This window comes from Gordonia aurantiaca (assembly GCF_039939235.1).
Lineage (GTDB): Bacteria > Actinomycetota > Actinomycetes > Mycobacteriales > Mycobacteriaceae > Gordonia.
Genome location: NZ_JBDUUF010000003.1, coordinates 420007 through 432984 on the forward strand (window position 1 = coordinate 420007; position 12978 = coordinate 432984).

Sequence of the window (12978 nt, forward strand, 5' to 3'; positions counted from 1 at the left end):
GATGACGGTCGTCGGCCGGGATCGCGTGCGCATGGTCACCTCGACCCTGTGCGCAGGACGCGACCGCGAGATCGAGTACCTGACGTCCCGGCTCCACGCGGTCCGGGGCGTCGATCTCGTTGCCGTGACCGGTGATCCGGGCATCGGGAAGACCTCGTTCCTCGCTCGCCTGGTCCGTGGTCATCGGGATTCGGGGGGCGCCGGGCACACTCTTCGGGCGCAGGTCTCCGCGTGGCAGGCGCACACCCCGGGCGCCCTGATCCGGCAGCTCACGCAGGATCCGGCCCTCCCGGCGGACGAGCTCGTCGACGGCCTCCTCGCCGCGGTCCACCGAACCGGGCCGACACCGCGCGCCCCGGCCCCGACCCTGATCGCGGTCGACGACGCCGACCTCGCCGACGAGCCCTCTCTCCGGGCCCTCGTAACGCTTCTCCGCGAGCACCGGGACCTGCGGGTGCTGATGGTGGTCACGACGACGCGCCCCGGCACGACACTGGCCGGGGTGACACCCGACGAGATCCGCCTCCCGGGGATCGGCGCGGACTCCGCGGCCGAGATCGCCGTGCACCGCGGCCTCGTCCTGCACCCGGTCATGCGGGACGCGCTGATCGCGCACACCGCGGGCAACCCGCGTGACATCACCGACCTGTTCGACGAGGTCCCGCCCTCGACGTGGTCGGGCAGCGAGGCCGCGTTGCCCGCGCCGCGTCGTGTGATCGCCGACGTCCGCAGGCGGCTCCCCGGACCGGGATCGCCCGGACGGCTGCTCATCGAGGCGCTGACCATCCTCGACCCCGACGAACCCCTCTCCACCGCAATCGAACTCGCAGGCGTCGACGATCCGCTCGGAGCGCTCGACGAGGCACGCCGGACCGGTCTGGTCTCCACCGCCGGGGCGCTGACTCCCGCGGACGCACAACCGGCGCCGGCGAGTCCTCTCGTCCGCGCGGCGGTCCTCGAGCTCATGGGGATGCGGGCGGTCGGCGAGGCCCATCGCCGGGCCGCCCGGATCGTCGCAGATCCCGCTCGGCGCCTGCATCATCGGGTCGCCGCCGCCCCGACTCCGGACGCGGCGCTGGCCGACGACCTCGCCGAACTCGCCCGCACCCGCGGCACCGAGGGCGCGTGGGCGCAGGCCGCACGCCTGTATCGGCAGGCCGGTCGCCTCACCCCCGATCCGCTCCTGCGGGACACCCGGATCACCCTCGCGGTCGACTCGCTGCTCGCCGCGGGCGACTGCGTGGGAGCCGGCGCACTGGTCCCCACCGTCGAGTGCCTGCGTGAAACCCCCTTGCGGAACGCGACTCTCGCCTATCTCGCCATCCTGCGTGGACGGTCGTCGGAGGCGCAGCTGCGACTCGACCGGGCCTGGGCCATCGTCAACCGTGAGCGCGAACCCGACACCGCCGCCCTGATCGCGCAGCGCCACGTCCTGCACGATCTCGTCCGCCTCCAGGGCGATGCCCTCGTGCGCTGGGCCGACACCACGATCGACATGGCGGCCGAGGACTCCGCCGCCCGGATCGAGGCGGCGGTCATCCGCGGTCTCGGCCTGGCCTGGTCGGGACGACCGGACGAGGCACGGGCCGAATACGACGCCGTCGCCGAACGGATCCCGTTCGGCGCGCAGGCCCAGCGGGCGACGATGGGGCGCGGTTGGCTGAAGCTCGGCCTCGACGAGATCGACGCCGCGCGAGCCGATCTCGAGGCTGCGGTGTCGATGGCCCAGCTCGGTGGGTCGACACGCATCTCGCTGTGGGCGCACGGCTGGCTGGCGCGGGTCGAGTTCCTCAGCGGCGACTGGGACGAGGCCATGCGCAGCGTCGACGCGGGCCTGGCCCTCGCCGGTACCAGCGGCATCGAGTTGGCCACCCCGCTGTTGAACTGGACTGCATGCCAGATCCATTCGGCGCGTGGCGAGTGGGAACGCGCCGAAGCCCTGCTCGCACAGAACTCCGCGTCGATCGGGGACTACGAGATCATGCGCATCCCGGATCTGCTCGCACGCGCGGACCTGGCCGAATCCACCGCGGACCATGCGCAGGTGCGGCGCACCCTGACACCGCTGATCACGATGGCCGACACCGTACCCGGCCTGTCGGAACCCGGGTTGTGGCCGTGGGTCGACGTCCTCGCAAACGCGCTGGTGATCGAGGGGCGACTCGACGACGCCGACCTGCTACTCACCCGCTATGAGGCGCGGGCGGCCGAGCGCGGACACCGGTCGTCGACGGCGCGGCTGAAGTACGCCCGCGGTCGGTATCTCGGCGCGACGGGCGACATCCACGGCGCCCGCCGGGTCTTCGAGGAGGCACTCGACCTCATCGACGGTCTCGGACTCCGCTACGACCGGGCCCGGATGAATTTCGCCTACGGGCAGACCCTGCGCCGGGCCGGCAAGCGACGCGCCGCGGACACGGTCATCGGCACCGCCCGCGACCTCTGGCTCTCACTCGGCGCCACCGCATATGTCGAACGGTGCGAACGTGAACTGAAGGCCGGCGGCGTGATCACCTCGCGGCCCGAGGGCGCCCCGCGCGATGCCGGCGAACTCACCCCACAGGAGGAGGCGGTGAGCGCGCTCGTCGCCCGCGGCCTCTCCAATCGCGAGGTGGCCGCCGAACTGTTCATCTCACCGAAGACGGTGCAGTACCACCTGACCCGTATCTACGCGAAGCTCGGGCTGCGGTCGAGGGCGGAACTGGCGGCGTCGCGACGCTGATCGGCCACCGGCGCTCCGGTCTTGGCGACGACGGTCTCGAAGTCCACGCCGGGTGCGAGCTCGACAACGTCGAAACCCGTTCCGGCGACGTCGAACACGCCGAGGTCGGTGATGACCCGGCTGACGACCCCGCGACCGGTCAGCGGCAGCGAGCAGGCGTCGAGCAACTTCGGTTCGCCCTTCTTCGTGACGTGCTCCATCAACACGATCACCCTGTCGGCGCCGTTCACCAGATCCATGGCGCCACCGATGCCCTTGACGAGGGAACCCGGCACCATCCAGTTGGCGAGGTCGCCGTTCACCGCGACCTGCATCCCGCCGAGCACGGCGACATCGACGTGGCCGCCACGGATCATCGCGAAGCTGGTGGAGGAATCGAAATACGACGCGCCGGGCAGGACGGTGACGGTCTGCTTGCCGGCGTTGATGAGGTCGGGATCGACCTCGTCCTCGTACGGGAACGGCCCGACGCCGAGGATGCCGTTCTCGGCGTGCAGGAAGATCCCGGAGTCCTCCGGCATATGGTCGGGGATCAGCGTCGGCAGGCCGATCCCGAGGTTGACGTAGTCGCCGCGCGTGAGTTCCTTCGCCGCGCGGGCGGCCATCTCGTTGCGATTCCAGGTCATGAGGGTCTCCTAGGCGGTCGTGGCGACCGGTCGTTCGCCACGGGTGGTGCGCTTCTCGATCCCCTTGCGCGAGGCCTGCTCCGGGGTCAGTTCGAGGATGCGCTGGACGAAGATGCCCGGCAGGTGGATCTCGTCGGGTCCGAGTTCGCCCACCTCGACGACCTTCTCCGCCTCGACGATGGTGATCCGGCCGGCCATCGCGGCGGGCGGGTTGAAATTGCGAGCGGCGGCGTGGAACCGGCAGTTGCCCGCGGTGTCGGCGACCGCGGCGCGGACAAGCGCGTAGTCGGTGACGATCGCCTCCTCGAGCACCATCGGCTTGCCGTTGAAGACGCGGACCTCTTTGGGCGGCGACGATTCGGCGACCGTGCCATCGGGGTTGTAGCGCCAGGGCAGGCCGCCCTCCTCGACGAGGGTGCCCACGCCGGTGGGCGTGAAGAAGGCGCCGATGCCGCTGCCACCGGCCCTCATGCGTTCGGCGAGGGTGCCCTGCGGGGTGAGTTCGACGGTGACCTCGCCGGACAGGAATTGCCGGCCGAACTCCTTGTTCTCGCCGATGTAGGAGGCGATCACCTTCGAGATCCTGCGGGCCTCGAGCAGCAGGCCCAGGCCGCCGCCGTCGACACCGCAATTGTTGGAGACGATGGTCAGGTTCTCCGCCCCCTGCGCGAGCAGCGCGTCGATGAGGAAGCCGGGGATGCCGGCCAGGCCGAACCCGCCGACCGCGAGGCTCGCACCGTCGGGGATGTCGGCGACCGCGTCGGCTGCGGAGGCGACGACTTTCTCGTGGCTCATCTAGGACTCCAGGTGTTCGATCAGTGCGGGATTGACGATGCGGGGCTGCTGGGCGGGGGCCAGGTGTGCGGCATCGGGCACCACGAGCAGGCGACCGTCCGGGACCGTGTCGGCGATCTCGGCCAGCATCGCCGGGGGCGTCGCCGGATCGTCGGCGCCGGCGACGGCCAAGGTGGGTGCGCTGATCGCGGGCAGGCCGCCGCGGAGGTCCATCTCCGCGATGGCCTCGCAGCACGACGCGTAGCCCTCCGCCGACGTGCTCGCGACCATCGACTCGCACGACCTGCGCGCCGCGTCGTGCGCCGCGAGGAACTCCGGCGTGAACCACCGCTGGACCACCGATTCGGCCACGGCGGCAGTGCTGTTCGCGCGGACGATCGTGGCGCGGTCGAGCCATGCCTCACGGGGTGGCAGGTACGCGGCGGTGCACAGCAGGGCGAGCCGGTCGACGCGTTCGGGGTTGCGCGCCGCGACGCGCATCATGGTCATGCCGCCCAGCGACAGTCCCACGAGATGGGCGCGGTCGATGTCGAGACGGTCGAGCAGGGCGACCACGTCATCGGCGAGATCGTCGATCGTATACGGCCCCTGCGGAACCGGGGACAGCCCGTGACCGCGGGTGTCGTAGCGGACCACCCGGAAGCGCTCCTCGAGGGCGGCCACCTGCTCGTCCCACATCCGGTGCGTCGAGCCGAGCGAGTTGGACAACACGATCGCAGGCCCTTCGGCACGACCCGAGACCACGGCGTGCACCTGCACCGACGCGGACCCGGCGGTCATCGGGCGGCCTCGAAGATCGCCGCGAGACCCTGGCCGCCGCCGATGCACATCGTCTCCAGGACGTAGCGGGCGTCGCGCCGACGTGCCTCGTGGGCCGCGGTGGCGAGGATGCGGGCGCCGGTGGCCCCGATCGGGTGCCCCAGCGAGATGCCGGAACCGTTGGGGTTCAGGCGTTCGTCGTCGGCCTCGATCTTCCACTCGGCCAGGCATGCGAGGACCTGCGCGGCGAAGGCCTCGTTGAGTTCGATCAGGTCGATCTCGTCGAGGGTCAGGTCGGCCCGGTCGAGCGCGGCGGCGGTCGCGCTGACCGGGCCGATGCCCATGGTCTCGGGCTCACAGCCGGTCACGGCCCAGGAGCGCAGGGCGAGAAGCGGATCCAGTCCGCGGCGACGGGCCTCCCCGCGGGTGGTGACGACACACATCGCGGCGCCGTCGTTCTGGCCGGAGGCGTTGCCCGCGGTGACCGTCGACTCGGGGTCGACCTTCAGCCGGATCGGGCGCAGTGCCGCAAGCGATTCCTCGGTGGCGTCGGCACGCGGGTGTTCATCGCGGTCGACGACGATGTCCGGCCTGCCGCGTCGCCCCGGGACGGTGACCGAGACGATCTCGTCGGCGAACCGGCCCTGCTCCTGCGCGGCGACGGCCCTACGGTGCGACTGCGCGGCGAACGCATCCTGGTCGGCACGGGAGATGCCGTACTTCGCGCGGAGGTTCTCGGCGGTCTCGATCATCCCGCCGGGCACCGGATGCGATTCGCCGCCCGCGGTGAGGCGGCCGCGGTCGAGGCGGTCCAGCAGCTGGATGCCGCCCTGCTTGACACCCGTGCGGAGGCCGAGGGCGTAATGCTCGACGTTCGACATCGACTCGGCACCGCCGGCGACCACGAGACGGGCGCCTCCGGTCGCGACGGCCGACGCGGCGGTGAGGATCGCCTGCAGTCCGGAGCCGCAGCGACGATCGACCTGCATGCCGGGCACTCCGACACCGAGTCCCGCGTCGAGTGCGGCGATGCGTCCCAGCGCGGGCGACTCGCCGCCGGGATAGCCCTGGCCGAGGATGACGTCGTCGATGTCGCCCTCGCCGAGACCGGTACGTGCGGTCAGCTCGCGCAGCAGATCCGTCGCCAGGCCGGTCACCTGGACCGAGGAGAGCGTTCCGCCCATGCGCCCGACGGGGGTTCGCAGAGGTGAGCAGATGACGATGTCGGTGTCCGCGGTGCTGGTCGAGGTCATGCCACCAACCCTAGGGACCACCGTCGATATGGAGAAGTATCCATTTCTCCACTTTTGATACTCTAGGGATATCAATGGGTAGCATCGAACCCATGGAGCTGCGTCATCTGCGGTACTTCCGCGCGGTCGCCGAGGAGCTGCACTTCGGCCGAGCGGCCCGGCGACTCCACATCGCCCAGCCGCCGCTGTCCCAGCAGATCCGGCAACTCGAGGACGAGCTCGGGGTCGCGCTCCTCCGGCGGTCCACCCGCCGCGTCGAGCTGACCGCTGCCGGCGAGGACTACCTCCGGCACGCGGTGGCGATCCTGGACTCCGTCGACGCCGCGGCCCGTCGCGCTCAGCGCATCGCCGAGGGACGGCAGGGCAATCTCGCCATCGGTTGCGTCGGGTCGGCCACCTACTCACTGCTGCCCCGGCTCGTGCGGGCGCTGCGCGACGAGCTGCCCGACGTCGACGTCAGCGTGCGCGGCGAGATGCTCGGGCCCGCGCAGGTCGAGGCGCTGGCCTCCGGCGACATCGATCTGGCGCTGCTGCGGATGCCCGTCGACACGACCGGGCTCTACGTCGAGTCGATCCGCCGGGACCGTCTGATCGCCGCACTGCCCGCCGATCATCCACTCGCCGCCACCACGGAGGACGAGCCGATCGACCTCTCCGATCTGAGCGGAGACGACTTCGTCGCCCACGTCGGCCGGGGGAAGTCGGTGAGCAGCGGGGTCCTTGCGTCAGCGTGCGAACGAGCGGGGTTCGTTCCGCGCATCCGGCACGAGGTCGAGGAGACGTCGACGCTCGTCACGCTGGTCGCCGCCGGACTCGGCGTCGCGATCGTGCCCGAGCCGACGTCGGCGCTGGGCATCGCCGGCGTGGTCTATCGACGGCTGGAGGACACCACCGCCGGATTCGACCTCACGGTCGCCTTCGCAGAGGACCGTCGCACGCCGCTGATCGAGCGGGTGCTGCCGGTGGTGCGAACATTGTCGTGAAAGCACCGACCCACCCTTTTCGGCAACACCGCCCGTAGCTGGGCGAGAGTACCGAAAAGGGTGGGTCGGAGCGTCTTTCAGCGATCAGCGGTGCGTGAAGTTCGGGTCCCGCTTCTCGACGAACGCGGCCATGCCCTCGGTCTGGTCGTCGGTGGCGAAGGTCGAGTAGAACAGGGCACGCTCGGCGCGGACGCCCTCGGTGAGGCCGGACTCGAACGCGCGGTTGACGGCCTCCTTGGCAAGCGCCGACGCGATGAGCGACTTCGAGGCGATGACCTCGGCGACCTCGATGGCCTTGGCGAGGGCCTCTTCCTTGGGAACGACGCGCGACACGAGACCGAGGCGCTCGGCCTCGTCCACCTTCATCTGACGACCGGTGAGGATCATGTCCATCGCCTTGGCCTTGCCGACGGCGCGGGTCAGGCGCTGCGATCCGCCGATGCCCGGGATGACGCCGAGGTTGATCTCCGGCTGACCGAAGACGGCGTTGTCGCCGGCGATGATGGTGTCGCAGAGCATCGCGAGCTCACAGCCGCCACCGAGGGCGTAGCCGGTGACCGCGGCGATGATCGGGGTGCGGGTGCGAGACAGCTCGTCCCAGGCGCCGAAGAACTGCTGGTTGGCGACCTCGGCGTAGGTCTTGGTGGACATCTCCTTGATGTCGGCGCCGGCGGCGAAGGCCTTCTCCGAACCGGTGATGACGATGGCGCCGATGCCCTCGTCGACGTCGAACTCCTTGACGACGCCCACGACCTCGTTCATCAGCTCCGAGTTCAGCGCGTTGAGCGCCTTCGGACGGTTCAGCGTGATGATGCCGACGCGGCCACGGCGTTCGACGAGGATGGTCTGGTATTCGGTCACGGTCTTCCTTCTCTCGGTTTCTGGGCTTCGGTGCTCGTGCTCGGACGCCCGGTCAGGCGTCGAATGTCAGGTCGTGCGGCAGCGGCGCGAAGAATTTCTCGATGCTCGCCTCGGAGAATTCTGCCCAACTCGGGTTCCGATCCTTGTCGATGACCTGCGCGCGGATTCCCTCCGCCATGTCGGGGTGCAGCAGGCAGCGCAGCGAGACCCGGTATTCACGGACCAGGGTCTCCTCGAGGGTGGCGTCACCGGCGGCCTCGCGCAGCGAGCGCAGGGTGACGGCCAGGGCGGTCGGCGATTTCGCGGCGATGGTGTCGGCGGTCTTGGTCGCCTCCTCGGCGCCGACGGCCCGGCAGCGGTCGATGATCTCCGAGATCGTTTCGGCGGCAAAGGCTTCCGAGATCCATTCGCGCTGCGCGGCCACCTTCGACTCCGGGGCGTCGGACGCGAACCGCGCCAGTGCGGCGTCGACTCCGCTATCGCCGACGGCCTTGATGAACTCGGGCAGCGACTCGGAGGGGACGAAGTGGTCGGCGAGGCCCAGCGCGATCGCGTCGGCGCCGCTGAGCTGTCCCGCGGTGAGGCCCGCGTAGACACCCAGGTTGTCGGGCACATGCGAGAGCAGATGCGTGCCACCGACGTCGGGCACGAAGCCGATTCCGACCTCCGGCATGGCGAGGCGGGTGCGGTCGGTGACCACACGGACGTTGCCGTGCGCGGACACACCGACGCCGCCGCCCATGACGATGCCGTCCATGATCGCGACATACTTCTTGGGGTAGCGGGAGATCGCGGCGTTGAGACGGTATTCGTCGAACCAGAACTTCGCCGACGGCGAGTTCTCCGCGTCGAGGTCGGTGGCGTCGGGGTTGCCGCTCAGGGCCGCCGCGTCGCGGTGGATCGCGACGATGTCGCCGCCCGCGCACAGTCCGCGCTCACCGGCGCCGTAGAGGACCACGGCGTCGACCGCGTCATCGGCGGCCCAGGCATCGAGCAGCGTGGCCATCTCGGTGACCATCTCGTGGTCGATGGCGTTGATCGATTTCGGACGGTTGAGGATCAGCGACCGCGCCGACCCGTTCTCCTCCGCCAGGACCGACGGGACCAGCACTGATTGTTCCGACACGAGCGAACTCCTCTCCACACCGACAGGCCTCCACAGATGGTTGCATATCCTAGTAATAGAAACCAGTGCCCGATCGCGGACCCTTCGGCCGCTACGGTGGCCGCATGGGCTACTCGAGGGCACGCGTCGCACACGTCGCCGATCTGACGCCCAACCTGCGCAGGATCATCTTCGACACCGTCGACCTGCCAGGACTCGGCCTGCCGGGGGTCGCCGACGAGGCGGTGGGCATCTACTTCCCGGCCCCCTCACAGACCGCCGCCCCGGACATGGAGTGCCGGGACGGGACCTGGGGATACCACGACGTCGACCCCGCTCCGGACGGTCGGAACTACTCGATCCGGGCCGTCGACGAACCTGCCGGCCGGGTCGTCGTGGATTTCGTCATCCACGACGCGGGCCCCGCGACGAGCTGGGCACAGCGCGCCGAGACCGGGCACGAGGTCGTCATGTCCCACGCGCGCAGCTGGTTCGCGCCGCCGTCGGACACGCGGCATCTCGTGCTGGCCGCCGACCTCGCCGGACTGCCGGCGCTCGCCCGCATCGTCGAGGAGATACACACGACCGACCCTGCGCGGACCCCCCGCGTGACGACGATCGTCGAGGTGCCGACCCCGACGGACCTGGGGTACCTGCCGGCGAGCGGGATCGAGACGATCACCCTCGTCGGCGGCAACGGCCGTACCGCGAGCGGGCTCGCCGAGGCGATGCGCGCACTGGACCTCCCCGCCACCGGCGGCTACTGCTGGTTCGCCGGCGAGGCGGCCCAATCCCGTGCCGTCCGGAAGCATCTCCGCGACGAACATGGTTGGGACCGAAGCCGTTACGACATCCTCGGCTACTGGCGCCAGGACAGCGAGCGGTGGACGCAGGCCTATGCACAGCGCAGCGCCGAGTTGTTCGCGGTCTATCAGCAGGCGATCGCCGCGGGCAGGACCGAGAAGGAAGCCGCAGAGGAATTCGACGAGGCGCTCGAGCGGGCGGGGCTCTAGAACCGCCTTTCCACATTCCGCGCGACCCGCCGCAGCAGATCCGTCAGCGTCGCGATCTCGTCGTCATCGAGACCGTCGAGCATCTGGCGTTCGGCGGCGATGCGACGCGGGAACTGCTCGTCGACGAGGGTGCGGCCCTTCTCCGTCAGCGACAGCAGGACGACCCGGCCGTCGCGTTCGAGGCGCCGCCGTTCGACGAGCCCCATCGACACCAGCCGCTCGACGTTCTTGGTGGTCGACGCCCCGGAGATCCCGGTGACCGATGTGACCTCGCTGGCCCGCAGCGGTATGTCGCTGCGGGCGAGGGCGCCGAGGACGTCGAATTCGGTGCGGGTGATGCCCAGCGGCGCCAGGTCGTGTTCGAGCCGGGACAGAGCGAGCGAGCCGATCCGGACGATACGGCCGATCGCATCGACCGGGCGGAGGTCGAGATCGGGATAGCGCGTGGCCCACTCCCCGCGGACCTTGTCCACGAAGTCCGACACCTCACGCCCCTCCGACATGCGGGAAGTGTATCCCCACACAAGTGCTTCACATATAATTTATTGGTAAACTATCATGATTCCATGATCGTCCCCTCCCCAGACCGCGTCCGGACCCGCCTGCGGCACTCGCGCAGCGCATTGGCGCATTCGGTGTCTGCGACCGCCTGGCGGGGCGCCCTCGAGGTGCGACGCGCCGACCCGACCACCGCGGTGGCCCTCCGCGTCGGACTGGCCATCCTCATCGTGCTGGTCGCGGGCGGTCTGTCCGGACAGACCGAGGTCGCGGGCTTCGCCGCCCTCGGCGCGCTGGCGTCGGCGTTCCTGCGCTACGAGCCCTACCCGCGCCTCGCCCGCCGACTCGCCGGGGTCGCCGGGCTGATCGTCGCCCACACCGCGTTCGGGGCCATGCTCGGCGTGACCGGAGCCGGCATCTGGACACAGGTCCTCGGGGTGTCGGTGGCGGCCGCCCTCGTCTACTGGGTGGTCCAGGTCGCCGGAGTCACCGGCCCGGGGCCGGTCGTGATGATCTTCGCGGCCACCGGTGCCGCCGGCTACGCCGACACCGTCGCCGACGCCGGATACGCAACGGCGGCGTCCGCTGTCGGCGGACTGGTGGGCTGGCTCGTGGCGATGGCCCCGATGCTCACCCACCCGCACGGCCCGTCCCGGGTCGCCGTCGCACGCGCGCTGGCCGCGGTCTCGGCGGTCGAACAGCATGGCTCCGACGCGATCCCGGCGGCACGAGAGGCGATCGCCCGGGCCCGGGACACCCTGGCATGCACTCCCCCACGTCGCCTGGACCGACATGTGCTCGAGCTGATCGCCCTGGTCGACGCGGCGGAGACCGCACTCGACGGGCGCGGCCCGCAGGCCACGGAACGGGAGGATTTCGCGCGCATCGAGGCCGCACTTCGCAAGGCCCGCAGCGACATCCGGACACCACGTGTCGATCCGGCGGCCGTCGGGCTCCCCGCGTCGCACTCCAGGGAACTGCGCCGGCCCGCCGCGGATCGACGACTCTGGTCAGGAGCGGCCCGAGTGGGTTTCGCCTCTCTCCTGTCGGGCGGCCTGGCCGCCGCATTCGGCCTGTCCCACCCCCTCTGGGCGATCCTGGGCGCAATCGCCACGCTGCAGGGCGTGAACTATTCGCACACCGTGCAGCGTGGCATCCAGCGTCTCCTCGGCAACGCAGCCGGCGCGGTACTCGCCGGGGCGTTCCTGGCCACCGATCCCGGATACTGGCCGCTGATCGCCGCCGCGGTCGCATGCCAGACCGGCGCGGAACTGACCGTCACGAGGAACTACGCCGCCGCGACGACCTGTGTCACCGGGATGGCGCTGCTGCTCACCGCGCTCGGCGATCCGGTCGGCCCCGGCGTCGCGGCCGCTCGCGTGGGCGACACGCTCATCGGTGTCGCCATCGGAATCGTCCTCGCGGCGCTGACGATCCGTGGTGATGACCGGTTCCACCTGCGCACCGGCCGCTAGGCCGGGTCGGCCGGCTTCCCGTCGGGATGTGACCCGTCGGCCTCGACCGCCACGCCCACCGGGTCCACGACCGCATTGACGAAGTGTGCCAACCGCTCGGTGGGCGGTCGGCGGATCAGCTCCGGACCGCCCTGGGCGACGATCCGGCCCTGCTCCATGAACACCACACGGTCGGAGACCTGCTCGGCGAAACCCATCTCGTGCGTGACGCTGATCATGGTGAGACCTTTTCGCGCAAGGCGTTTCATGACCAGCAGGATCTCGGCCTTCATCTCCGGATCCACCGCCGAGGTGACCTCGTCGAAGAGCACCACGCGCGGCTGCATCGCGAGGGTCCGGGCCATCGCGACACGCTGCTTCTGACCACCCGAGAGCTGGCCGGGATAGGCGTCGGCACGATCGGCGAGGCCCACCTCGCCCAACAGTTCCATCGCGCGGGCGCGCACCTCGTCCTTCGGTTGTCCCAGCGAGTTCACCGGCGAGTCCATCACGTTCTCCAGCACACTCATGTGCGGGAAGAGGTTGAAGGATTGGAACACCATGCCCACGTCCCGGCGCAACTCCCGCAGCGCCCGGCCACGCAGGTGCCGCTGCCGACCCTTCCCGTCCGGCCCGGACACACGCCGCCCGAGGATGTCGATCGTGCCCCCGCTCGGGGTCTCGAGCAGGTTCAGGCACCGCAGCAGCGTCGTCTTGGCCGCGCCCGACGGTCCGATCAGGGCCACCACCTCGCCCTGGTTCACGGTGAGGTCGACGCCGTGGAGGATCTCCCGGCCTCCGAAACTCTTTCGGAGGCCGGAGATCTCGATGATGGGTGTGGTCATGACTGGGCTCCTTCGGTGAGCGGGATTGCAGCGCTGGTCATGTCGGCGTTCGTCACGGCGCCAT

The 12978-nt window shown here is 70.3% G+C and carries 12 protein-coding genes; 4 read left to right on the forward strand and 8 right to left on the reverse strand.

Translation table 11 applies throughout. The features are described from left to right. Nucleotide 1 precedes the first annotated feature (1 nt). Nucleotides 2-2722, forward strand: a complete 2721-nt coding sequence (locus tag ABFT43_RS09335) for a LuxR C-terminal-related transcriptional regulator (RefSeq protein ID WP_457590125.1) — start codon at nucleotides 2-4, stop codon at nucleotides 2720-2722. On the opposite strand, the gene ABFT43_RS09340 is transcribed toward ABFT43_RS09335, so the two are convergent. From ABFT43_RS09340 to ABFT43_RS09355, 4 genes are read right to left on the reverse strand one after another with little or no spacing between them, the layout of a single operon-like run. After that, complete coding sequence (locus ABFT43_RS09340; RefSeq protein ID WP_347960054.1) at nucleotides 2668-3348, reverse strand: CoA transferase subunit B; 681 nt, start codon at nucleotides 3346-3348, stop codon at nucleotides 2668-2670. The two genes, ABFT43_RS09335 and ABFT43_RS09340, sit on opposite strands and share 55 nt — an antisense overlap. 9 nt (nucleotides 3349-3357) lie before the next feature. Further along, nucleotides 3358-4143: a CoA transferase subunit A gene (locus ABFT43_RS09345; protein WP_109238538.1), complete on the reverse strand. Its 786-nt coding sequence runs from the start codon at nucleotides 4141-4143 to the stop codon at nucleotides 3358-3360. Then, complete coding sequence (gene pcaD / locus ABFT43_RS09350; RefSeq protein ID WP_347960055.1) at nucleotides 4144-4923, reverse strand: 3-oxoadipate enol-lactonase; 780 nt, start codon at nucleotides 4921-4923, stop codon at nucleotides 4144-4146. After that, nucleotides 4920-6155: an acetyl-CoA C-acetyltransferase gene (locus ABFT43_RS09355; protein WP_347960056.1), complete on the reverse strand. Its 1236-nt coding sequence runs from the start codon at nucleotides 6153-6155 to the stop codon at nucleotides 4920-4922. Before ABFT43_RS09355 ends, pcaD begins: the two co-directional genes overlap by 4 nt. A 92-nt stretch (nucleotides 6156-6247) precedes the next feature. On the opposite strand from ABFT43_RS09355, the gene ABFT43_RS09360 reads away from it, so the two are divergent. Next, on the forward strand, nucleotides 6248-7138 hold the full coding sequence (locus ABFT43_RS09360; RefSeq protein WP_109238719.1) for a LysR substrate-binding domain-containing protein: 891 nt from the start codon (nucleotides 6248-6250) through the stop codon (nucleotides 7136-7138). A gap of 84 nt (nucleotides 7139-7222) precedes the next feature. Here ABFT43_RS09360 and ABFT43_RS09365 read toward each other — a convergent pair whose 3' ends face one another. Beyond that, nucleotides 7223-7999, reverse strand: a complete 777-nt coding sequence (locus tag ABFT43_RS09365; protein WP_347960057.1) for an enoyl-CoA hydratase — start codon at nucleotides 7997-7999, stop codon at nucleotides 7223-7225. A gap of 52 nt (nucleotides 8000-8051) precedes the next feature. Next, a complete protein-coding gene (locus tag ABFT43_RS09370; protein ID WP_347960058.1) occupies nucleotides 8052-9125 on the reverse strand; it encodes a 3-hydroxyisobutyryl-CoA hydrolase in 1074 nt (357 codons plus the stop codon). Between the two features lie 104 nt (nucleotides 9126-9229). Between ABFT43_RS09370 and ABFT43_RS09375 the strand changes: the two genes are divergently transcribed. After that, the gene (locus tag ABFT43_RS09375) at nucleotides 9230-10117 is read left to right on the forward strand and encodes a siderophore-interacting protein (protein ID WP_347960059.1); all 888 of its coding nucleotides are present in this window, start codon (nucleotides 9230-9232) and stop codon (nucleotides 10115-10117) included. On the opposite strand, the gene ABFT43_RS09380 is transcribed toward ABFT43_RS09375, so the two are convergent. Next, nucleotides 10114-10620 carry a MarR family winged helix-turn-helix transcriptional regulator gene (locus tag ABFT43_RS09380; RefSeq protein WP_347960060.1) on the reverse strand — a complete coding sequence of 169 codons (507 nt, stop codon included), beginning with the start codon at nucleotides 10618-10620 and terminating at the stop codon, nucleotides 10114-10116. The genes ABFT43_RS09375 and ABFT43_RS09380 overlap by 4 nt on opposite strands. 63 nt (nucleotides 10621-10683) lie before the next feature. Between ABFT43_RS09380 and ABFT43_RS09385 the strand changes: the two genes are divergently transcribed. After that, the gene (locus ABFT43_RS09385) at nucleotides 10684-12090 is read left to right on the forward strand and encodes an FUSC family protein (RefSeq protein WP_347960061.1); all 1407 of its coding nucleotides are present in this window, start codon (nucleotides 10684-10686) and stop codon (nucleotides 12088-12090) included. On the opposite strand, the gene ABFT43_RS09390 is transcribed toward ABFT43_RS09385, so the two are convergent. Next, nucleotides 12087-12914, reverse strand: a complete 828-nt coding sequence (locus ABFT43_RS09390) for an amino acid ABC transporter ATP-binding protein (RefSeq protein WP_347960062.1) — start codon at nucleotides 12912-12914, stop codon at nucleotides 12087-12089. The two genes, ABFT43_RS09385 and ABFT43_RS09390, sit on opposite strands and share 4 nt — an antisense overlap. Between the last annotated feature and the right edge of the window lie 64 nt (nucleotides 12915-12978).